At 44.2% G+C, this 21,912-nt stretch carries 19 protein-coding genes; 7 read left to right on the top strand and 12 right to left on the bottom strand.

What is annotated here, in order from left to right:
- The first annotated feature begins 17 nt into the window (after positions 1-17).
- The 7 genes from lptM (at position 18) to corA (ending at position 6,712) form a co-directional block, all read left to right on the top strand.
- Positions 18-203 (top strand): LPS translocon maturation chaperone LptM, encoded by a 186-nt coding sequence (gene lptM, locus EAE90_RS13570; protein WP_214053940.1) that lies wholly within the window; start codon positions 18-20, stop codon positions 201-203.
- Between the two features lie 48 nt (positions 204-251).
- Positions 252-1,076, top strand: a complete 825-nt coding sequence (gene dapF / locus EAE90_RS13565) for a diaminopimelate epimerase (protein ID WP_214053939.1) — start codon at positions 252-254, stop codon at positions 1,074-1,076.
- Positions 1,077-1,108: 32 nt separating this feature from the next.
- The gene (locus EAE90_RS13560; RefSeq protein WP_214053938.1) at positions 1,109-1,813 is read left to right on the top strand and encodes a DUF484 domain-containing protein; all 705 of its coding nucleotides are present in this window, start codon (positions 1,109-1,111) and stop codon (positions 1,811-1,813) included.
- Positions 1,810-2,721 carry a tyrosine recombinase XerC gene (gene xerC / locus EAE90_RS13555; RefSeq protein WP_214053937.1) on the top strand — a complete coding sequence of 304 codons (912 nt, stop codon included), beginning with the start codon at positions 1,810-1,812 and terminating at the stop codon, positions 2,719-2,721. Before EAE90_RS13560 ends, xerC begins: the two co-directional genes overlap by 4 nt.
- Positions 2,721-3,437, top strand: coding sequence for a 5-amino-6-(5-phospho-D-ribitylamino)uracil phosphatase YigB (yigB, locus tag EAE90_RS13550; RefSeq protein WP_214053936.1), 717 nt, complete (start codon positions 2,721-2,723; stop codon positions 3,435-3,437). The genes xerC and yigB overlap by 1 nt, the downstream gene beginning before the upstream one ends.
- Before the next feature lie 66 nt (positions 3,438-3,503).
- On the top strand, positions 3,504-5,666 hold the full coding sequence (gene uvrD, locus EAE90_RS13545) for a DNA helicase II (protein ID WP_479687643.1): 2,163 nt from the start codon (positions 3,504-3,506) through the stop codon (positions 5,664-5,666).
- A gap of 95 nt (positions 5,667-5,761) precedes the next feature.
- The gene (gene corA / locus EAE90_RS13540; RefSeq protein WP_049585403.1) at positions 5,762-6,712 is read left to right on the top strand and encodes a magnesium/cobalt transporter CorA; all 951 of its coding nucleotides are present in this window, start codon (positions 5,762-5,764) and stop codon (positions 6,710-6,712) included.
- A gap of 315 nt (positions 6,713-7,027) precedes the next feature.
- On the opposite strand, the gene EAE90_RS13535 is transcribed toward corA, so the two are convergent.
- From EAE90_RS13535 to EAE90_RS13480, 12 genes are all read right to left on the bottom strand, one after another.
- Complete coding sequence (locus EAE90_RS13535) at positions 7,028-7,480, bottom strand: GNAT family N-acetyltransferase (protein WP_214053935.1); 453 nt, start codon at positions 7,478-7,480, stop codon at positions 7,028-7,030.
- Between the two features lie 7 nt (positions 7,481-7,487).
- Positions 7,488-8,378, bottom strand: coding sequence for an EamA family transporter RarD (gene rarD / locus EAE90_RS13530; protein WP_214053934.1), 891 nt, complete (start codon positions 8,376-8,378; stop codon positions 7,488-7,490).
- A gap of 111 nt (positions 8,379-8,489) precedes the next feature.
- The gene (locus EAE90_RS13525; protein ID WP_214053933.1) at positions 8,490-8,960 is read right to left on the bottom strand and encodes a thioesterase family protein; all 471 of its coding nucleotides are present in this window, start codon (positions 8,958-8,960) and stop codon (positions 8,490-8,492) included.
- A gap of 325 nt (positions 8,961-9,285) precedes the next feature.
- Positions 9,286-11,688, bottom strand: a complete 2,403-nt coding sequence (locus EAE90_RS13520) for a GNAT family N-acetyltransferase (protein ID WP_214053932.1) — start codon at positions 11,686-11,688, stop codon at positions 9,286-9,288.
- Positions 11,688-12,989 (bottom strand): lysine N(6)-hydroxylase/L-ornithine N(5)-oxygenase family protein, encoded by a 1,302-nt coding sequence (locus EAE90_RS13515; RefSeq protein ID WP_214053931.1) that lies wholly within the window; start codon positions 12,987-12,989, stop codon positions 11,688-11,690. Before EAE90_RS13515 ends, EAE90_RS13520 begins: the two co-directional genes overlap by 1 nt.
- Before the next feature lie 30 nt (positions 12,990-13,019).
- Positions 13,020-14,564: a pyridoxal phosphate-dependent decarboxylase family protein gene (locus EAE90_RS13510; RefSeq protein ID WP_214053930.1), complete on the bottom strand. Its 1,545-nt coding sequence runs from the start codon at positions 14,562-14,564 to the stop codon at positions 13,020-13,022.
- 176 nt (positions 14,565-14,740) lie between these two features.
- Positions 14,741-15,517, bottom strand: a complete 777-nt coding sequence (gene fhuF, locus EAE90_RS13505; RefSeq protein ID WP_214053929.1) for a siderophore-iron reductase FhuF — start codon at positions 15,515-15,517, stop codon at positions 14,741-14,743.
- Positions 15,518-15,696: 179 nt separating this feature from the next.
- Positions 15,697-16,509 (bottom strand): ABC transporter ATP-binding protein, encoded by an 813-nt coding sequence (locus EAE90_RS13500; protein ID WP_214053928.1) that lies wholly within the window; start codon positions 16,507-16,509, stop codon positions 15,697-15,699.
- A complete protein-coding gene (locus EAE90_RS13495) occupies positions 16,509-17,552 on the bottom strand; it encodes a FecCD family ABC transporter permease (protein WP_214053927.1) in 1,044 nt (347 codons plus the stop codon). The genes EAE90_RS13500 and EAE90_RS13495 overlap by 1 nt, the downstream gene beginning before the upstream one ends.
- On the bottom strand, positions 17,539-18,552 hold the full coding sequence (locus EAE90_RS13490) for a FecCD family ABC transporter permease (protein WP_214053926.1): 1,014 nt from the start codon (positions 18,550-18,552) through the stop codon (positions 17,539-17,541). Before EAE90_RS13490 ends, EAE90_RS13495 begins: the two co-directional genes overlap by 14 nt.
- The gene (locus tag EAE90_RS13485) at positions 18,549-19,565 is read right to left on the bottom strand and encodes an iron-siderophore ABC transporter substrate-binding protein (RefSeq protein WP_214053925.1); all 1,017 of its coding nucleotides are present in this window, start codon (positions 19,563-19,565) and stop codon (positions 18,549-18,551) included. Before EAE90_RS13485 ends, EAE90_RS13490 begins: the two co-directional genes overlap by 4 nt.
- A 68-nt stretch (positions 19,566-19,633) precedes the next feature.
- The gene (locus EAE90_RS13480; protein ID WP_422615996.1) at positions 19,634-21,871 is read right to left on the bottom strand and encodes a TonB-dependent siderophore receptor; all 2,238 of its coding nucleotides are present in this window, start codon (positions 21,869-21,871) and stop codon (positions 19,634-19,636) included.
- Positions 21,872-21,912: the final 41 nt, after the last annotated feature.

The following is a 21,912-nucleotide window of genomic DNA, read 5'->3' as shown; positions in this document are numbered from 1 at the left end:
TTACAGGCATTAATGCAATGAAGAAAAAATTACGCGGATTTCTGGCTATCATAACCTTATTTATACTTTCCGGCTGTGGACTAAAAGGTCCTCTCTATTTTCCTCCAGAACAACCATCGACCGAGAAGGCGACAACTGCATCTCAGATTCCCGTGAATACTGAGCAGCAAGGGCAGAAAGTGGATAGCACCTCTCAGAAATAAGCGAGATAAGCCGATAGTCAGTGACTACGGCTTCCGGTGGAGCATTATATGCAGTTCTCCAAAATGCATGGTCTGGGTAATGACTTTATGGTCGTTGATGCTGTGACCCAAAATGTTTATTTCTCACCAGAGCTGATTTGCCGTTTGGCGGATAGGCATACCGGTGTGGGCTTCGATCAGTTGTTAATTGTTGAAGCGCCTTATGATCCAGATATGGATTTTCACTATCGCATTTTTAATGCTGACGGTAGTGAAGTTGCACAGTGTGGCAATGGAGCGCGTTGTTTTGCCCGTTTTGTCCGTCTTAAAGGATTAATTAATAAGCGTGATATTAAAGTCAGCACGCAATCGGGACGGATGATGTTGAGCATCACCAATGATGATCAGGTTTGCGTTAATATGGGGGAGCCTGAATTTGAGCCGAATCATGTGCCATTTCGTGCGTTAAGGGCAGAAAAAACCTATATTTTACGGGCAGTAGAGAGAACCGTGCTTTGTGGCGTTGTCTCTATGGGGAATCCTCATTGTGTGATTCAAGTGCCAGATGTAGAAACGGCCGAAGTCGAAATTTTGGGGCCAGCTTTGGAAAGCCACGAAAGATTTCCTGAACGGGCGAATATTGGTTTCATGCAGATTTTAAGCCGTGGTCATATCCGCTTACGGGTTTACGAACGTGGCGTTGGGGAAACCCAAGCTTGTGGCAGTGGCGCTTGCGCAGCGGTGGCAGTAGGCATTCAACAGCAACTGCTCGACAACCATGTTCGGGTAGATTTGCCAGGAGGTTCACTGTTTATCTGTTGGGACGGGCCGGGAAAACCGCTCTATATGACGGGGCCGGCGACGCATGTTTATGATGGCACAATTCATCTGTAATCGATTCTGTTTTGAGCTGCGGAGCATCGAAGATGGAGAAAAAAGAAGAGCAGTTAAACATCAATGGTATACTTGATGATCAGACTGTTGTGGATTATTTATTGGAAAACCCCAATTTCTTTATCCGTAATGCATGTGTCGTTGAACAGATGCGGGTTCCTCACCCGGTAAGAGAAACGGTTTCTTTGGTTGAATGGTATATGAACCGCCAGAGAACGCGGATTGCTTATCTGGAAGAAGATATAACTCTGCTTATGGAACAGGCTAGAGTGAATGAACAACTGTTTGAGCAGTTGCTTAAATTACTTGTTGATTTGGTTGCGGCAGAGAGTTTGCAGGATATGCTTAGTCGGTTAAGTTCATGGGCTAAGAATATGGGGCTAAATAGTGCCAGCATCCGTCTTTTCAATGATAAATGGCATATTGGCGCACCACTTGATGCACCTAATTTAGCGCTTTCCCGCAATGCTTTTGAGCCAATTCGTATTCAGCGTTTTGGTAATAAAAATCACTATCTCGGTATGCTAAATGGGCCGGAAATTTTATTGTTATTGCCGCAAGTTCGGCAGGTAGGTTCGGTTGCCGTTTCTCTACTGGGAACGAGGGGCGAACTGGGTATGGTGATATTTAACAGTCGGAACCATCAACATTATCAACAAGGTATGGGAACTGACATGCTTGAGCATCTAGCTAAATTATTGCCGGATATACTGTCTCGTTGGATTAAACGCATATGATGCAGGAGATTGACCAGTTACTGGGGCCGATTGAGGCATTTTTGCGCTACCTCAGGGTAGAGCGTCGGTTAAGTCCAGTGACTATCACCAATTACCGTCGCCATCTTGCTGCATTGGCTGAGATGGCTTTAGAAATGGGTGTCAGCCAATGGAAAGATCTTGATCCTGCGAAAGTAAGAATGTTGGTAACACGTAACCGTCGGGCTGGTTTGCAGTCAGCTAACTTGGCGTTGCGTTTATCTTCCTTGCGCAGTTTCCTTGACTGGCAGGTGATTCAAGGCGAAATTTCTGTTAATCCGAGTAAAACCGTCAGTACGCCGGGAACTAAGCGTCATTTGCCGAAAAATATCGATGTGGATGAAGTGAACCAACTGCTGAATATCGATTTTAATGATCCATTATCAGTTCGTGATCGAACGATGTTGGAAGTGATGTATGGTGCTGGATTACGTTTGTCGGAGTTGGTGGGCCTTGATTGCCAGCATCTGGATCTTGAAAGTGGAGAAGTATGGGTTTCAGGTAAAGGCAGTAAAGAGCGGAAGGTACCTTTGGGACGTATCGCGGTTGAATGGCTTAATCGTTGGTTGGCGATGCGGGAACTATTCGAGCCGGAGAATAGTGCTGTTTTTGTCTCAAAGAGTGGGCGGCGGATATCAACTCGTAATGTACAAAAACGATTTTCGCAGTGGGGAATACGCCAGGGAATAAGCAGCCATATTCACCCTCATAAATTGCGCCACTCTTTTGCTACTCATATTCTGGAATCCAGTGGTGATTTGCGCGCGGTTCAGGAATTACTGGGCCATGCCAGCCTATCCTCTACACAAATCTATACTCATTTGGATTTCCAGCATTTGACAAAAGTGTATGATGTAGCCCATCCCAGAGCCAAACGGGGGAAATCGTAATGCGTTTTTACCGGCCTCTTGCGCCAGTGTTAGCGATGACATTTGATCTGGATGATACGCTGTATGATAATCATCCAGTCATGGATAAGGCAGAAGAGGAAGTACTGAATTTTGTACGGCAGTATGATCCCAGGTTCAGTCACCTTAATCATCAGGATCTATATGCTTTCCGTGAATTGACACTTAAGCAGCATCCTGAAATTTATCATGACATGACTTTATGGCGCTGGCACTCCTCAAGGTTGATGTTTTGCCATTACGGTTTTAGCCGTGAAGATGCTGATCGGGGGGCAGATGATGTTATGGCGCATTTCACGCTTTGGCGTAATCGAATTGATATTCCTGAAACAACACATAAAACTCTGGCGGCACTTGCTAAACAGATGCCACTAGTCGCCATTACTAATGGCAATGCAGAACCTGCTGCTTGTGGTCTTGCTCCTTATTTTAAATTTGTGCTGCAAGCTGGCCCTGATGGGCGCTCAAAACCTTGCAGCGATATGTACTATTTGGCCGCGGATCGCTTGGGTTTACCGCTTGGGCAAATTTTACATGTCGGTGATGATTTGAATACCGATGTGGCAGGGGCGCTGGCTAGTGGTATGCAGGCTTGCTGGATAAATACCAAGAATAAAAAATTATTGCAGACGATGGAAAGCCGCCTACTGCCTCACATTGAGATTTACGATTTGGCTTCTTTGACAGCATTGATATAATCAAGAAATTATTCTGTATAAAAACACAGCAGCCTCTGGTCGCTGTCTAATCAATTGATGGTAACTATGGACGTCTCCTATCTGCTCGAAAGTCTGAATGACAAACAACGGGAAGCTGTAGCGGCTCCGCGAACCAATATGTTGGTATTAGCTGGCGCAGGGAGTGGTAAAACCCGGGTGCTGGTACACCGAATTGCTTGGTTGTTGTCGGTGGAGAAGGCTTCGCCGTTTTCCATTATGGCTGTAACCTTCACCAATAAAGCGGCTGCGGAGATGCGCCATCGGATTGAAAACTTGATTGGTACCAGTCAGGGTGGAATGTGGATTGGTACGTTCCACGGTTTGGCTCATCGTTTGTTGCGAGCGCATCATCTGGATGCTAATTTGCCACAAGATTTTCAGATTCTTGACAGCGAAGATCAACATCGTCTGCTTAAACGCATTATTAAGGCGATGAATTTAGATGATAAACAATGGCCGGCCCGTCAAGGCATGTGGTACATCAATGGTAAAAAAGATGAAGGATTGCGGCCACAGCATATTGAAAGTTATGGCAATCCTGTTGAGGCGACATGGCAGAAAGTTTATCAGGCTTATCAGGAGGCTTGTGATCGAGCCGGGTTAGTGGATTTTGCTGAGCTTTTACTGAGAGCGCATGAGTTGTGGCTGAATAAACCTCAGATCCTGCAACATTACCGTGGCCGTTTTACTAATATTCTGGTGGACGAGTTTCAGGACACTAACAGTATTCAATATGCCTGGATTCATCTGTTGGCAGGGGAAACAGGCAAAGTGATGATTGTCGGGGATGATGATCAATCTATTTATGGTTGGCGTGGTGCTCAGGTTGAGAATATTCAGCGTTTCCTGAAAGATTTTCCCGGTGCTGAAACTATCCGTTTGGAGCAGAATTACCGTTCCACCAGTAATATTTTGAAAGTTGCCAATACATTGATTGCCAATAACAGTGATCGTCTGGGTAAAAATTTGTGGACTGATGGCGTAGAGGGTGAACCCATCTCCCTTTACTGTGCATTCAATGAACTGGATGAAGCTCGCTATGTGGTTAGCCGGATTAAAAACTGGCTTGAAAATGGTGGCGCTCTGAAAAATTGCGCCATACTTTACCGCAGCAACGCGCAGTCCCGTGTACTGGAAGAGGCGCTGTTACAGGCATCAATGCCATACCGTATTTATGGTGGTCAACGATTCTTTGAACGTCAGGAAATTAAAGATGCACTGGCTTACTTGCGTCTGATCGCCAATCGTCATGATGACGCGGCGTTTGAACGTGTAGTGAATACGCCTACCCGTGGTATTGGTGATAGAACGTTAGATATTGTGCGTCAGGCGGCGCGTGAGCGGCAGCAAACCTTGTGGGACTGTTGCCAAATATTGCTGCAAGAGAAAGTGCTGGCCGGGCGTGCTGCTGCTTCCTTGCAACGTTTTATTGAACTGATTGACGCATTATCGACAGAAACTGAAGAGATGCCATTGCATGTTCAGACTGACAGGATTATCCGTGATTCTGGCCTGCGAGCGATGTATCAGCAGGAGAAAGGTGAAAAAGCGCAGGCGCGTATTGAAAACCTTGAAGAACTTGTTACCGCGACTCGCCAGTTTAGCTATCAGGAAGAAGATGAAGATTTGACGCCATTGCAGGCGTTTCTTTCCCATGCTGCGCTGGAATCGGGAGAAGGGCAAGCCGATGCTTACCAGGATTCAGTGCAACTGATGACATTACATTCGGCTAAGGGGCTGGAGTTCCCACAGGTATTTATTGTTGGCATGGAAGAAGGTATGTTCCCAAGCCAGATGTCGATTGAAGAAGGTGGACGCTTGGAAGAAGAGCGTCGCTTGGCTTATGTGGGTCTGACACGTGCGATGGAAAAGCTGACCATCACTTATGCCGAAAGTCGTCGTTTATATGGCAAAGAGGTGTATCATCGACCATCTCGTTTTATTGGGGAATTGCCGTCGGAATGTATTGAAGAAGTTCGGTTACGTGCGACAGTATCTCGCCCGGTTAGCCATAGTCGGTTGGGCACGCCTATCAGTGCCAATGATAGCGGTTATGCTCTTGGACAACGTGTTCGTCACCCTAAATTTGGTGAAGGAACCATTGTCAATATGGAGGGGAGTGGAGAACATAGCCGATTGCAAATCGCGTTTCAAGGGGAAGGGATTAAGTGGCTGGTTGCTGCTTATGCCAGACTTGAAATGGTCTAAAAATAATATCCAGGTTGAATGTTGACAGGCTTTTTCTTCTAAGCGTAACATTCGCGCCTTACGATCACGTAGGGAGTAACGGAGACTTATGATACATGCTGAGCGCATTTAAGTTAGAGAATAATCGCCTGCTCCGTCTTGAGTTTGAAGAGGGAGAAAAGTTATCTGATTCCTTATGGGTCGATTTGGTTGAACCGGGAGAGCAAGATAGGCTGCAAGTTCAAAATGAATTAGGCCAAATCTTGGCAACCCGACCAGAATTGGATGACATTGAGGCGTCGGCGCGTTTTTTTGAAGATGAAGACGGGATACACGTCCACTCATTTTTCTACTTTGAAGACGCGGAAGACCATGCTGGCAACGCAACAGTTGCATTTACTATTCGTGATGGTCGTCTCTATACATTGCGAGAGCGGGAGCTCCCTGCGTTTCGATTGTACCGTATGCGTGCTCGTAATCAGACATTAGTTGATGGTAATGCTTATGAAGTGCTGATGGATCTGTTTGAAACCAAGATCGAACAGTTGGCTGATGTTATCGAAAATATTTACAGCGTGCTGGAATCCCTGAGCCGGGTCATTATGGAAGGGAAACAGGGTGATGAGTTTGATATTGCCTTGTCCAGTCTAGCTGAACAGGAAGATATTGGCTGGAAGGTTCGCTTGTGTCTTATGGATACTCAGCGTGCGCTTAACTTCTTGGTGCGACGAGCTCGATTGCCGGGGGATCAACTGGAGCAGGCTCGTGAAATCTTGCGGGATATTGAATCGCTATTGCCACATAATGAATCTCTGTTTCAGAAAGTTAATTTCTTGATGCAGGCGGCAATGGGTTTTATCAATATTGAACAGAGCCGGATTATCAAAATCTTCTCGGTTGTTTCTGTGGTATTCCTGCCGCCAACGCTGGTGGCGTCCAGTTATGGTATGAACTTTGAATTTATGCCGGAGTTGCACTGGACATTTGGTTATCCGGGCGCAATTGGTTTAATGATTGCAGCCGGTCTTGCGCCGTATCTCTATTTTAAGCGGAAGAATTGGCTTTAATATATAGCCGCTATAATAATTGTATTATGGCGGCTATAATAAAGATATAAAAATAATACGATAATGGTTTAGTCATCTTTTTGTGCGGCATTGGGTTTTATTATTCTTTTAAAAGAAGTTTTTATTATTGTTTTCCACATTTAATATAATCTAAGTTTTAATTTGTTTAATTGAAATATTATTAACCTTAATTATACAGTTTTATATTAAATGTGAAAACAGGATGAGTTAAATTAAAATATTTTAAAAACAGTATTTGATTATTAAAGATGTGACGATAAAAGGCATTAATATATAAAATAGAATTAGCTTATTTTACAGGCTGTATTTAATCATACGAATCGCTGTCCCTAATTGAGTATATTCTTTTCCCAAACATTTAAAGCCAAGGGCAATATAAAACCCTTCTGCTTGCGGATTAGCCATCACTTGTAATGATGCTTTACCTTTTATATAAAGGTCATTCAATGCGATTTGCACCAATTGCTTGCCAATGCCTTGATGCCAAAAGGTTGGTTCAACAAATAATCCATCAAGTTCAGCATTTCCATCAGATTGAGGCAATACAACACTAAACCCTGGAATTACGCTAGCTTGTTCTGCAACATAAACATACCCTGCTTCAATATGCTCTATAGGCAGTTCTATCATATGGGGATTTGCTAGTAAGGATTCCCTATCTTCTTCCCACATAAGAGACGCACGTAATTGCAGAGCTTCAAGGGCAAGCTGTTCGGTGGTATTGGCCAATCTGATGGTTATTTTCATTATTTTGTTATCTCTGCGATCTACGCTGTGTATACACTGCATCCAATGTAAACAGCACTAATGCAGCCCAGATAAAGCCGAAAGTAATCAGACGGTCAATGCCTATTTGTTCACCATAAACCAAAGTTGCTAGCAAAAACATCAGCGTTGGGCCGACATACTGAAAGAATCCGAGTGTGGATAAACGTAGATGGGCTGCGGCTTCCGTGTATAACAGCAATGGTACAGTAGTGATAATACCCGCAGCAATCAGCCATAGATTCAGTGTCATTGGGTTAGCAGTTAAATCACTGGTTGGGGTGTTGGCAAAACCAAATAGGTAAATGGCGGCAACCGGCAGTAACCACAGTGTTTCAATCGTCATGCCTGTTTGAGCATCAACATTCATCTTCTTACGCAGCAGGGCATATAGGGCAAAAGTGACGGCCAAACTTAATCCAATGACCGGTATAGAACCAAATTGCCATAGCTGGATTAATACGCCGGTGAAGGCCAGAATAACCGCAGCCCATTGCATGCGGCGGAAACGCTCACTGAGAAACAGCATGCCGAACAAAACGTTAACGAGTGGGCTAATAAAATAACCCAAGCTAGCTTCCAGCATATGGCCGTGGTTCACCGCCCAGATGTAAATCAGCCAGTTGCAGGCTACGACAGTGGCCGTTACCGCCAGAAATAATACTTTTTTAGGTTGACGGAAAATCTTGGCTGCCTGTGACCAGTGACGAGTTAATGTTAGTAGCAGCAACATAAAGAAAAATGACCAGATAATTCGATGGGTCAAGATTTCGTCAGCAGGTACTTGCTGGATATGTTTAAAATAAACTGGCGCGATTCCCCAGATAAAACAGGCACCGAAGGCGTACAGTACTCCTTTGGTAGTTTGTGGCTTGTTCATATTGTCCTGATGTTAATAAAGGTGGAAAGAGTGTCATGGGTTTTTAGCCCGTTAACATGAAAATAATATGTCACCGGGCTGAATATTACGCAAGCGATTAAAATTATATTGTCATCCTACCAGATAGGTTGCCGTTACACTGGCGATATGGGCTCTCTGCTCATTGTGTAGTTCTGCTCTGGCGACAGAAACTTTGTTGCCATTGCGGATGATGCTACTGGTGGCAGTAAATAATTCACCACGACCGGGGCGTAGATAATCCACCCGCAAATCAATCGTTCCCATTATTGATAGTCGTTTTTCTAATTCTTCTAATGATGCCGGTACCAGACGAGTCAAGGCGTTACCGATACAAACCAATCCACCGCATACGTCCAGCACTGAGGCAATTACGCCACCATGTAAAATTTTCTGTGCGATATTACCTACTAATTTACTTTGGTTACGGAATTGTATTTCTACGTAATCTTGTTCAAACCGAATCAGTTCAAGTCCTAATAATTGATTAAAAGGCATATCGTGAACAAAAGCATGGCCAACCACTTTCCGGGCTTCTTCCAGGGTTAATTGCGTTGTAGACATTTAATTTTATTCCTAAATCTAAATAAAGGTATATGTTTCCAATATGACTTTATATGGTTAATAGCTTGTTAATATTATGCTTTTATTGCTAATCTTGCCAGCGTTAAGGAAAGTCTGGCAATAATCTGGATAACATTGTTGAATACAACTATAGATAAGTTGAAACGGAAAATAATATCGGTGCTGGAATTTAATCTGCTGAAATTACGTGTATAGGTAAATTATGTAAATAAAGAAGGCGGTACTGTAGCAGCGCCGCCTTATATAGAATCGTTAGCATGTTACCGATGTGACATCGCTTTCCATGCTCATTGATCGCTCTATTTTAAGAATGACCAAATTTGGCAATTGGGTTAATCAGATTATCAGCAAACTGTAAACTTTGAGCCGGATCAGCTAAATCAAGCATCTGGCGGTTATTTGCTATTTGCAGGCGGTTTAAACAGCAGCGTTTAATCTCCGGTGTAAACAGATCGTAACGCACAAATTGTTCACGTAATTCGGGATGGTTGTGCTGATAGCTTAAAATACAATCTGCTACAGCTTGCCAGAAAAGATCCTGTGAATAGTCACCCTGTTCATCCAGTATTGCAGCCAGATAGCGGAATATACCGTCAAACACATCAGATAAGATGGTCAGTGTTTTCATATCTTCTGGCATGTCTACTTTGACTCGACTCGCTTTTTCCGGTAAATCAGCGTCGGGATTCATGACCAGAATCTCTTCCGCTAAATCTTTCATGAAGATGTGCTGTGGAATATGGTTTTCCAATACCATGATGATGTTTTCGCCGTGTGGCATAAACATCAGATCATAAGCGTACAAACAGTGTAACAGTGGCGCAAGATAACTCTCTAAATAGCGGCGTAACCATTCCTGAGTAGACAGGCCGGATGCTGAAATTAACGCGGGCAATAGGGCATTCCCGTGCTGATCACGGTGCAGTAACGCCGCCATCGTCATCACTTGCTGCCCAGATTCAATGAGTTGCAGAGGGTTTTCTCGCCATAGTGCCGCCATCATTTTTTTGTAAGGCGTATCACTACTGATTGCTTGCTCGTAATAGCTGTTTTTGAAACCAACACTGGCAACTTCTCGTAAAATTTTAAAACGATAATGTTGCAAGATAGGATCTTGTGTTACTAAATCGAATAGCCAGTCGTTAATGCCCGGCGTTGTCGCCATGTAATAAGGTGATAAACCGCGCATAAATCCCATGTTCAGAATGGATAACGCCATTTTCACGTAATATCGCTGAGGATGAGTGCGATTGAATAAGGTACGGATTGACTGTTGTGCTTGATAGGTATCAGCACCAATACCAAGGTAGACCAATTTCTGATTAGCAATATCGGGCGCAAACACGGATGCCAACTTATTCTGCCATTGCCAAGGGTGAACAGGCATCAGTATGTAATCCTCTGGATTAAGGTTAAGCGCGATCAACCGCTGATCAAATTCAGCCATTGTGGTGGCGCCTAGTTCCTGTTCCAGCAACTGTTGATAATTGAGTTGCTCTATACAAGCAAAATGCGCTTTGCTCTTATGTGCGGCCAGCCATACTAAATGCATAGCAGAGGCGGCTTCGGGACTAAAGTTCTGGAAATCGCCAATATCAAAACCAATCCGGCCATTGTTGGCGACGAAAGAGGGATGCCCTTCCATCATCTCCCCTTCCAACGCCTGAAAATCGGTGTTCACGAGATCCATTGCACTGATACCGATTCTGTTATGCTTAAAAGCACTGCTATAAAGAGTACTGGTAATTTCTTCCAGATAGGTAGGCATTACGAAATCGCTGATGCCAAGCTGTTGTTTAAATTCAATAATGAATAGCAAGGAATCGAGTTCTACAGCTTCCCCGTTGGCATGTTTCTGTAACGAATCGGCATCAATCAGCCAGTGATCCAGTGCCATACGCCGCGCCCGGAAAGTATAGTTGACCAGATGGTCAGCGCTATTCAAACGGTAATGGTGATATCCATCGCTATCCGCTTTTTCAGTTAATTGTTGAGGCGTGAGTAAACATTCATGTGAAAATTCAGAAATAGCTTTACACAAGTGTAGACGATTAACTTTCTGCCAAACGGCCGGTTGCAAATGTGTGGCATTTGTCACCAAGGAGCTTGAAGGGGTTGATGTTGTCGCTTGGCGTTCCCGCTGTAACGCAATCTGGTGCTGTTCTCTGGTACAAAAGGCTAATTTGGCTGTTTTATTCGGTAATACCAATGCCTTCTGATAAACAAAACCCGCCCGTAGATTAAGCTTGTGAATTTTCTCATTGCGTATATCGGGTTCAACCACAATTCGAGCCACAGTAGGATCACTAAAAATAAAGGCCATGATGGTTTGGAAAATTCCCCAAGTGAAATGCCTTATTTTTTCTTGTGGTGGAGCAACCAGAATATGCATCCCCATATCATCCGGGTGTACTGGATAATATTTGCTAATCAGATCATCTTGCGCACGATAACACTCTAATAGGAAAGCGGGTTGATCCCGATAGATGCCAATAAATACACTGCCCGGATGGCGTGATTCTAAATCATGATAAAATTCCCATACTTGTTGTTCGGTATTATTTTGCATTCCCCAATAGTGAGCATAATCCCGGTTAACCCAGTCAGTTAATATGGGAATATCCCGTTCCAGATCCAGTGGACGTAATGCAAAGCTGCCTATTTCAGGCAAGAATTTTTCAAACAGCATAGGATTAAAGACGGACATTAGCATGCTCCTTCGGTGTCGACGCTGAACTGCTGGAAAGCGATACTTTTCTCAATCGGATAATGTTCAATACCGGTAATTTCATAAATCAGGCAGGAGTTGCGATAACAGGCCATCCCCAGATCTGGTGTGACGAAACCGTGGGTATGTAATTCTACATTCTGTATGAAAATAGTATTGTTGCGATCAATGCTGTAATTACGCTGTACACCATAACGCCCTTTTTCATCCCAACGAATAAGATGACGTATACCTTCAATAAAAGCTGGAGTTTGGTATTGATAGCCGGTTGCCAGAACGAGCCCTTCTGTGTCGAGAGAAAATGTTTGCTCCTGCTCGTGTTGGAATAGTGTTAATGTCAGGTCGCGCTCATTTTTAGCATGGCTAACTTGTTGTAACGCACTATTAGTATATAAATTAACGTTTAATTCACCGTTTAATCGTTTGGTGTACATTAAATCGAAAATATCATTGATTAATGAACTATTGATACCTTTATAAAGCTGCTTGTGCGACAGATTTAATGCATCACGCTTTTCTGCCGGGAGGTTATAGAAATAATCTACATATTCTGGAGAAGTCATTTCTAGTGTCAGCTTGGTATATTCCAGCGGGAAAAAACGGGGCGAGCGAGTAAGCCAATTAAGTTGATAATTGAATTTATCAATATCACCGAGCAAATCGTAGAAAATCTCCGCAGCACTTTGTCCACTACCCAGAACGGTAATAGATTTCTTTTCTTGTAAAGCAGCTTTGCTCTTCAAGTAATTACTCGATGTCACCATTTGATCAGCGAAGGGTTGGCAACACTTTGGAATATAAGGTGCAGGCCCGGTACCCAATACCAACTTTTTACAAACAAATTGGTGTTGTTGCCCAGTTAACGTATCTGAACAATGTAGTGTATATAGCGAGGCATGTTCATCATAGCTAATGCTGTCAACGTGTGTGTTAAAGCGTAAATTAGATAACTGTTCCGCCGCCCACTGACAATATTGGTTATATTCTTTACGCATCAGGAAAAAACTTTCCCGGATATAAAAGGAATATATTCTTCCTTTTTGTTTAATGTAATTAAGGAAGCTGAGTGGGTGCGTAGGTGATACCAGAGTCACTAGATCTGACATAAAAGGGGTCTGCATGGTGGAATTTTCCAGCATCATTCCCGGATGCCAATCAAAGCCCGGTTTCTGATCGATAAACAGGCTATGAACATCTTTTAGTGGCTGAATTAAACAAGCCAGTCCGAGATTAAACGGACCTATTCCAATAGCGATAAAATCATAAGGGCGAGTTGTCATAATTTCTCCTGGTGAAAAATATCAATATCATTAGTTTTTATTATGTGTTGCCAGAAAATCGTTTCCGTGCATTACGATGCTATGCACAATTTCTTGTAGATGTTGTTGGTTTGTTGCCGGGTTAAGGAAAGTGAATTTCAGATACTGTTTGCCATTGACTTTGGTACCCGCAATGACCGTATTGCCTTCACGGAATAGTGCTTTACGAATAGCTGCATTGATAGCGTCAATATCTGCATCGGGTAATTTTTGTTTAGGAATAAAACGGAAAACCAAAGTACTCAACTCTGGATAATGAATCAGTTCAAAATAGGGATTCTGCGCCATTAATCGATAGGCATCCTGAGCCGTATCGACAACTTTATCAAAAGCTTGCCCAAGTCGTTTTGCGCCCATAATTCGTAATGTCAGCCACATTTTCAATGCATCAAAACGACGAGTTGTCTGGATACTTTTATTAACCAGATTGGGTGTGCCTTCTTGTAACGCACTTAGCGGATTCAAATATTCGGCATGATAAGTCAGATGGGATAAATGTTTCTTATTTTTGACAAAGAAAGCACCGCAACTGACCGGCTGGAAAAATGACTTATGGTAATCCACAGTGACAGAATCGGCTAAATTGATGCCTTCCAGTAGATGAGCGCGACGAGGCGAAACCAGTAAGCCGCATCCGTATGCAGCATCTACATGTAGCCAGATGCCATACTGTTTGGCGATAGCCGCGATAGGGTGAAGTGGATCAATACTGCCGAAATCTGTGGTACCGGTTGTCGCGACAATGGCAAAAGGAATGTTGCCTTGTGCGATACACTGATTAATGTTTTGTTCCAATGCTTCAGGGTCCATACGGAACACACTGTCGTGAGGAACAGATACGACGGCGTTGTACCCCAAACCAAGGATAGCGGCGGCCTTTTGTGTACTGAAATGGCTGACTGTCGAGGTAAAAATACGCAGTTTATGGAAATCTGCCGGCAGGCCATGTAGCTGATTTTTATGTTCAGGATCGCGTTGATGACAAAAATGGTCCCGCGCTAGCAGCATTGCCATCAGATTTGATTGGGTGCCGCCGCTAGTAAAGACACCATCGGCATTTGTACCTAATGCCATTTTATCTCGTGTCCAGTCGAGAACTTTTTGCTCTATTAGTGTCCCGCCAGCGCTCTGATCCCAAGTATCCAATGAAGAATTAATCGCGCCAATAATGGTTTCAGCCAGAACAGCGGGTAATACCAGTGGACAATTAAGATGGGCGACATACTTTGGATGATGAAAATAAACAGCATCTTTAAGATAAAGTTGCTGCAACTCATCTAAAGCCCGGTTTAAAGAGGTAAGCGGAAGATCTAAATTCACTTTAGAAAATAGTGGAGATAACTCATTGGGTAATATCCCACTGAAAGGCTTATCCACCTGCTGTAATATTTTCTTTATTCTGGTAATGACATTATAAGCGTCATCAAGATAGTCTCCAGCACTATGCATATTTAAGAAATATCTAGAAAAATCTTCGTCCGTTATATGACACTCTTTTGTGAGTGAGTGGTCTAATAGCAGAGCGTCTCCGTACATTATATATCCTTGTTATTTCATGTATAGGTTGTGATTTGGTTATTGCCCAACATAGTTGATTTTATTATGTGTAGTATTTGGTTAGAATTAAATAACTGTTGAATAATAGCGCAATTAAATCATAATAATCTCTTCCTATCGGAACAGATATGAATTAAAAACTATAGAATAGAATGTTAGTGTTTGCTTTCTACCTTAGATTCCAAAGGACAATCATGGCAATTACCAACGCCAGGTAGTTTATTTCTTTGGCAACAACTGCGACGTTGCATATTGTTATGCCGTAAAATAACAGTACGATAAAGTGGGTTATCTCTACCGTCAGGTAATTGTGGTTCCATGAACAGACCATTTATAATTTCTTGATATAACTGGCTGTTTATTCTTGTACTGAATTCGACAAGATACCAATACATAAGATAACCGATATTATTCCATAGTAACCGTTTATTTATCCCTTGATATGATTCAATTTTTTCACATACGGGAATAATATGACGATCCAACAGAGAATAATGACGATGGAGTAATGATAAAGGTGCCTCATTTAGCCAGGTTAAATTATAGTAGAAAATATCTGGCCTGCCACTGTCATGGAATTCAACCCGAAAAAGATTGTAATGAGTATCCACTGCTTGTGGATATTCCAGCAGCATTAACATCATCGGGGGAATAACCAAGCCAAAATACCATTGTGTCCATAAGGAATACAGGGCTTTTTGGTTAGGCTTTATATCATTGTCACCGTAATATTCATCCTGATAGCGCTGAATTAATACCGGAAACTCCTTTGTATCTGACCATTGAGGGAAACTCATGCTGGCAGCAGGGATATTGTCTGCATTTACTCTCATGGTGGCAGTAAAATGGCTAAACGTTTGTTCAAATAACTGGATGATATCTTCAATTACCACGCTAGTTAAAGGGGTAATCGAATCGTTTGTATTTGACACCACTAACTCCCTGTTTACATGTTCATACTACTTGATTGTAGTATCTTACATATAGCTAATCATTGTAAATATAATTATGATAATAATAATTATTATCATTGTTATTATCAAGTAGTGAATCTTTTGGGTGCCTATATTGCGTGTTAATACAGCAAAACTATAGGCAGCTCATTCCCGGCTTAGACGGGATTATATTTCGGAATAATCAATGGCTTACCTGATTCTGGATCACAAATAATACGGCAAGGGAGACCAAACACATCGGCGATACTCTGTTCATTGATAATCTCTTCTGGTACCCCTTCGGCATAAATTTTACCACTCTTCATCATAATTAAATGTGAAGCGTAACGTAATGCCAAGTTAATATCGTGCAGTACCATCACCAACGTTTTGCCCTGTAAATGTAGACGCTGACAGAGATCGAGCATTTCAATCTGATGGGTGATATCCAGATAAGTGGTTGGTTCATCTAACAGTACAATCGGCGTTTGTTGTGCCAGTGTCATCGCAAACCAGGCGCGCTGACGCTGACCGCCGGAAAGTTCACTGACTAACCGTTGTGACATGTCTTGAAGTTCAACCGCATATAAAGCGTCGTTAACGACTTGTTCATCTTCTGCGGACCACTGCCGTAAAAAGGATTGGTGAGCGTAACGTCCACGTGAAACCAAATCGTATACGGTCAACGCTTCGGTGATGATTGCCCCTTGGGTCAGCAGAGATAGCTCACGTGCTACCGCTTTTGGTTTGTAATGTCGAATATTGCGCCCATCAAGCAGGATTTCACCGTGTTGTGGGGTGATGCCTCGGCTAATGGCGCGTAGCAGGGTCGATTTTCCACAACCATTCGGGCCAATGATGACGCTGAATTCACCATCACGTATCGTAATATTCAAGCACTCAACGATCGTCTTTTTTCCGTATGCCAGCGAAAGATCTTGGGCTGTCAATCGTGAAGCGCTAGTTGGGGAATTCATATCAAGTGACATTACTTGGTTCTCCGTAATTCAGCGTACAGTAAATACATCAAATAGATACCGCCTACCCCTGCGGTGATAACGCCTACTGGTAAACGTGCCGAAGTAGGGAGTAGCAAAGTAATTAAGTCGGAAGCGAGCAGTAATAATGCTCCCACCAGTGCGGAGCAGAACAGAGCGGCACCTTTTGCCCGAATCAAGCGGCGGGCAATTTGCGGCGCAGAAAGCGCGATAAACGCCACAGGTCCGACAACCAGTACTGCCATTGAGGCCAGGAGTACCGCCAGTAACAAGCTCATGAGCTGAATGATACGGACTGGCACACCGAGCGTATTAGCAACTTCATAGCCAAGATTGATGTAGTTTAATTGCCGTCCTAACCAGAGTAGAAAGGGGATGAACAGAGTCGTTCCATAAATTAACCCAACATCTTGCCAACCTCGGTTAGCGAGGCTGCCGTGCAGCAGCGAAGCGAGTTGCTGTGCTTGCTCAAGACGTACATTCGAGATGGCGTAATTAACAAATGCCATACAGAGGGCGGCGATAGCAATCCCGGAGATAACAATCTTGGTTGTCTGCATCTGTCCAGAACGACTAATGTTCCCGGTGTATACCAACAGTACTGCGAAGCTGGCCCCTAGCAGCGCACCTAAAGGAATCGGCAGCGCGCCAGGCCAGATGATCAGGGTGGCGACTATGCCAGCAGCAGCACCGGCGTTAACGCCGATAATATCTGGGCTACCGAGTGCGTTGCGGGTTGTCAGTTGAAAAAGTGAACCTGAGAGAGCCAGAGTTGCACCTGCGCCGATAGCCACTAATGCGCGGGGTAAGCGTAGTTGTGTGAGAATAAATTCCTGATAAGGCGTTGAGGTTGCTAGCCACGGGTTATCGATACCTTGCTTACCTAGTGCCAGAGAGAGATAAAACAGCACTGCAAGTAGTAACAATATCAATAAGATTGCTCTTTGAGTCCGTTGTGGAGGTACAAGAAAAACGGCGGTTCCCAACATAAAGGTTCGAGTTTTTGTCGGTCTAGATAGGTTAATCCGCGACATAATTGACTCCACGATGGGTTTTAATAACCAGATAGAGCAACGGTCCGCCGATTCCCGCGGTGATAATTCCCACCATGATCTCCCCGGGGGCTATTATCAGTCGTGCCAGTATATCGGAAGTTAGCAAGAGGCAAGGCCCGGCGAACAGGCAATAGGGCAGTAGCCAGCGGAAATCGCTGCCAACTAAAGCCCGCATCAAGTGAGGGGCCGCCAAGCCAATAAAGGCAATAGGGCCTGCCATAGCGGTAGCCACTGCCGCCAGCATAGTGGCAGTAATAAGCGATAACACGCGGGTGCGGGCAACATTAGCGCCAAGGGAGCTGGCGATACTTTCACCAAACACCATCACATTAAGGGAGGAGCTGAGTGAAAGGGTCAATATTAAGGCAAATAACAGATAGGGTATCAGCGAACTTGCTTCTGCCAGAGACATCGCACTGAGCGAACCAATGGTCCAGAAGCGGTAGTTATCCAATACATGGGCATTCATTAATACAACGCCTTGCACAAAAGCAAATAAGCAGGCGTTAATGGCGGCACCGGTTAATACCATACGTGCTGGATTGCTATTACGTTGTCCGCCACTGAGTAGGTAGAACAGCAATGTGGCCAGACCTGCGCCAATAAATGCTGTCCAGAAGCGCGGAAGTTCATCCAGCATGGGGATGAAAGAGAAACTGACAACCACCGCAGCAGCACCGGCGTTAACTCCCAGTAAACCCGGCTCGGCTAACGGATTACGCAGCAATCCCTGTGTTACGGCGCCGGAAAGCGCTAATGCTGCGCCAGCCATGATGCCGATTAACGTGCGTGGTTTGCGGGCATTGATGACTAGATCGCTATAGCTGCCACTGTCGCCTAACCAATAGTGATGCCATATGGTTGAGAGTGGCAACGTTTTGGCGCCCAGGCTCAGACTGGCAGTAATACAAATCAAGGTCAGCAGTATCATAAGACCTAAGCCTAGCAGCAGTAGAAATCGGCGTTTAGGATTTGTCATGATGATTTAATTGCCTCTGCTAGAATTGGTATAAATTGTGATAAACCCCAGCGCAAGCTGAGCGGTGTACCGTAAGACATGGCAACAACCAATGATTGGTCGGTTAGCGGGATATAGCCACCCTGATGAACAGCACGGATGGATTGAAATAATGGCTGTGCTTCCACTGCCTTACGTTCTTGCTCATTATTGAACCAAGTTATTAAGATATCAGCGCTATTAAGATAATCCGCATTTTCCAGTCCAATATTGGCGGCGAAACTGCCGAAGGGATCGGACAGTGTGCTGACTGATGGCAGTAGCGTCAAACCAAGATGGACTAAAGTATCGACGCGCGGATCGCCTTTGACATATACCGATAGCATATTACTGCTAAGGCCCGCTTTAATATAGGCGAAAGTGTAGCTGTTGATATGTGGGATGGTATCGCTTGCCTCGCGTAATATGGCATTCAGCTCGGTGATGAGCTTTTCTCCTTGCGACTGTTTATCTAGCGCACGAGCAATTAATTCAATTTGTTGTTGTGGTGCCGTAAGCCAGGGAGCAGATGGGTAAGCGATCACTGGGGCGAAGTGTGATAAATGGTCATAAATCTGTTGGGTGATGCCTGATTGGGTTGCCACGATCAGATCAGGCTTAAGATTAATGACCTTCTCAATGTCCAACTCAGGATACATGTCTATTACGGTGGGTAGAGTTCCGCCACGCTGTTGCACCGCTTGTTTAAACCACGGGAGATAACCTCGTTCATCTCCGCCCCAACGATGGGATTCAATCCCGACAGGTACAATACCAAGATCCAGTACGATATCTTCCGCCCCCGCACCCAGTGCGACAACACGTTGAGGTTGATGTGTAATCACCGCGGTACCCAATGCGGTAGTAATTTCTTTAGGATAGCCGGGCTTATCTGACGGTGCATTGTTTGTGCTGGCTGACTTATCACAGCCAGCCAACAAACTGACCAACAGCATCAGCAGTACGGCAAACCCTTTGCAACGCTTCAATTTCATTGTTTGCTTTCCTTCAAATAAATAGAAACATAAGGTTTGCCGCCCGCAGTGTCATTATGACTTTAAACTCAGAACTTATAACGCAAGATCGCCTCAATGTTGCGAGGTGCGCCATAGTAATACTGAGAATATTGACCAAACTGAGTGTAGTAGGTCTTATCAAAGACGTTATTCAGGTTAACCGTCAAAGAGAGATCCGGTGTGAATTGATAACGGCTCATCAGGTTAACCACAGCAAAGCTGTTTTGTTCCGCTTGCATTGATGTTTTTCCAGGCCCATCAACGGTCAACCAGGTTTTATCCTGCCAGTTAACACCACCACCAATGGTCAGATTGCTCATCGCACCTGGCAAGGTGTAGGTGGTAAACAGTTTAAACAACTTATTTGGCATATTGGAATTGATTCGTACACCATTAGGATCTGTTGCCCGGAATTGTGTGTAACCAGTATAAAGACGCCAGTTATCTGTCAGTTGACCACTGATTTCTGCTTCGAACCCGCGAGTTTTGGTACCATCCACTGTATAACGAGGAATGGAGAGATCCGGTAGTCTCGGTGCATTGTTATCTACTAATGGCAGGTTATCTTGACGGATTTCAAAGACTGCCAGTGAGTAATCAAGACTGTTATCGAAGGCGACGCCTTTTAGGCCCACTTCATAGTTTTGTCCAGACACTGGGGCAAGTAATTTATTATTGCGGTCACGGTGGTTTTCTGGATTGAATATTTCGGTATAACTGGTGTAAACCGACAAGTCTTGAGTAATGTTGTAGATCAGTCCACCGTAAGGAACAAATTCGTCACTGTAGCTGGCATTTTGTGGAGTATTGAAATTATCACCACGTGTTTGCCAACTGGTTACTCGACCACCAAGGATCAAGGTCAATGGATCTGCCAGAGAAATCTGAGTGACTGCATAACCTGCGGTCTGTTCATTACGGCCTTTCGAGCCATAAGTTCGCGTATTACTCCACTCTGGTTCAGGATATTGCCAGCCAGGAGAGGTGAAGTCGCCCAGTCCGGCGCAGTTGCGCTTGAGCATACAGGTTGCGTTGAAGTAATCGTTTTGGAAATCCTGTTGCTGATGGTTTAAGCCGAAGCTGACATGATGTGTACGGTTAAACAACCGGTAGTCACCGTTCACCTGTAGATCGTAGTTCTTCTGGCGGCGACTGCCATCAATAAGTGTCATGTTACCTGGTACCATACCAATATTGGTGTTACGGTCAGGAAAACTTGTCGCCCACAGGACTTTTTGGTCTAGAGCGTTATTATCATAAGTAAAGGTGCCCTTTACACTCCAGCCGTTGTCAAAGTTATGTTGCAGGCTGGTAAAAGTGGAGAAGGTCCGAACTTTTGAAAAAGCCCAATCAGGAGCATAGCTGTCGCTGCGTTTATAGTTTGTTTTGCTGCCGTCTGCAAAATAGATCGGCAAACCACCAAACATACCGCCACGGGTGTGATTGCGTTGATGATCAACGCCTATAGTCAGTAAGGTATTTTCTGTCAAATCCGCTTCAAGGATGCCATAGAACGGGTATCTTTCACTGTTATTGCGATCAATAAAGGAGTTGGCCGCTTGATAGGCTGTAACGAAACGCCCGCGTAGGTTGCCGCTGTCATTTAACGGGCCAGAGAGATCCAAGCCAGTGCGCCATTTATCCCAAGAACCCGCACCGGCAGAGAATTCGCCACGGAAATCACGGGTTGGACGTTTACGAATCAGGTTAACGGCTGCCGAAGGATTACCTGGGCCAACCATCAAACCGGCTGCTCCACGTACCACTTCGATACGATCAAGCAGGTCAGTATCCAAAAGATTGTCACCATAGTTAAAGCGGGTATCGTAGTAGGTTGCAACCCCATCACGCAGGATGTTATTGATAGACATGCCACGAGAAGTAAACCCGAAACGATCGCTATCAAGCTGGCGTATGCTCATACCGGTTGTGCTATCGATGACGCTATTAACACTGTCCAGATTTTCGTCAAGCATGCGTTGTTTAGTCACGACACTGACGGTCTGTGGCGTTTCACGCGCCGAGAGGTTTAGACCGGTGGCGGTAATCATCGACGTGGTATTGTACATGCCGGTGTCTTCGGTCACTCCTTCATGTTCTGGTTGTGAAGCGGTAACGAGTATCTTGTCATTTTGGGCAGCGGTTTTATCGCTGGTATTTTGCGCATTTGCTGTGATTGCATAACTATTTCCCATCAGTACTAACTGTATAGTCATTGCAAGAGTTGTTTTTTTAATCATAGAATCCTTTTGCAAAAACGGATACATCACTTTTTTATTATTCATTTCATCCCCAAATTAAATCTTTTGGTATTTATCTATGTTGA

Origin of the sequence: Photorhabdus caribbeanensis (genome assembly GCF_018448885.1) — a bacterium.
Lineage (GTDB): Bacteria > Pseudomonadota > Gammaproteobacteria > Enterobacterales > Enterobacteriaceae > Photorhabdus > Photorhabdus caribbeanensis.
Note: the sequence above shows the minus strand (reverse complement) of the source record. Positions and strands in the feature narration are given on the sequence as shown.

Excerpts from the sequence above, each read along its gene's own strand:
- lptM (WP_214053940.1), top strand. The coding sequence starts at position 18 with ATGAAGAAAAAATTACGCGGATTTCTGGCTATCATAACCTTATTTATA.
- dapF (WP_214053939.1), top strand. The coding sequence starts at position 252 with ATGCAGTTCTCCAAAATGCATGGTCTGGGTAATGACTTTATGGTCGTT.
- EAE90_RS13560 (WP_214053938.1), top strand. The coding sequence starts at position 1,109 with ATGGAGAAAAAAGAAGAGCAGTTAAACATCAATGGTATACTTGATGAT.
- xerC (WP_214053937.1), top strand. The coding sequence starts at position 1,810 with ATGATGCAGGAGATTGACCAGTTACTGGGGCCGATTGAGGCATTTTTG.
- yigB (WP_214053936.1), top strand. The coding sequence starts at position 2,721 with ATGCGTTTTTACCGGCCTCTTGCGCCAGTGTTAGCGATGACATTTGAT.
- uvrD (WP_479687643.1), top strand. The coding sequence starts at position 3,504 with ATGGACGTCTCCTATCTGCTCGAAAGTCTGAATGACAAACAACGGGAA.
- corA (WP_049585403.1), top strand. The coding sequence starts at position 5,762 with ATGCTGAGCGCATTTAAGTTAGAGAATAATCGCCTGCTCCGTCTTGAG.
- EAE90_RS13535 (WP_214053935.1), bottom strand. The coding sequence starts at position 7,480 with ATGAAAATAACCATCAGATTGGCCAATACCACCGAACAGCTTGCCCTT.
- rarD (WP_214053934.1), bottom strand. The coding sequence starts at position 8,378 with ATGAACAAGCCACAAACTACCAAAGGAGTACTGTACGCCTTCGGTGCC.
- EAE90_RS13525 (WP_214053933.1), bottom strand. The coding sequence starts at position 8,960 with ATGTCTACAACGCAATTAACCCTGGAAGAAGCCCGGAAAGTGGTTGGC.
- EAE90_RS13520 (WP_214053932.1), bottom strand. The coding sequence starts at position 11,688 with ATGTCCGTCTTTAATCCTATGCTGTTTGAAAAATTCTTGCCTGAAATA.
- EAE90_RS13515 (WP_214053931.1), bottom strand. The coding sequence starts at position 12,989 with ATGACAACTCGCCCTTATGATTTTATCGCTATTGGAATAGGTCCGTTT.
- EAE90_RS13510 (WP_214053930.1), bottom strand. The coding sequence starts at position 14,564 with ATGTACGGAGACGCTCTGCTATTAGACCACTCACTCACAAAAGAGTGT.
- EAE90_RS13500 (WP_214053928.1), bottom strand. The coding sequence starts at position 16,509 with ATGTCACTTGATATGAATTCCCCAACTAGCGCTTCACGATTGACAGCC.
- EAE90_RS13495 (WP_214053927.1), bottom strand. The coding sequence starts at position 17,552 with ATGTCGCGGATTAACCTATCTAGACCGACAAAAACTCGAACCTTTATG.
- EAE90_RS13490 (WP_214053926.1), bottom strand. The coding sequence starts at position 18,552 with ATGACAAATCCTAAACGCCGATTTCTACTGCTGCTAGGCTTAGGTCTT.
- EAE90_RS13485 (WP_214053925.1), bottom strand. The coding sequence starts at position 19,565 with ATGAAATTGAAGCGTTGCAAAGGGTTTGCCGTACTGCTGATGCTGTTG.
- EAE90_RS13480 (WP_422615996.1), bottom strand. The coding sequence starts at position 21,871 with ATGAATAATAAAAAAGTGATGTATCCGTTTTTGCAAAAGGATTCTATG.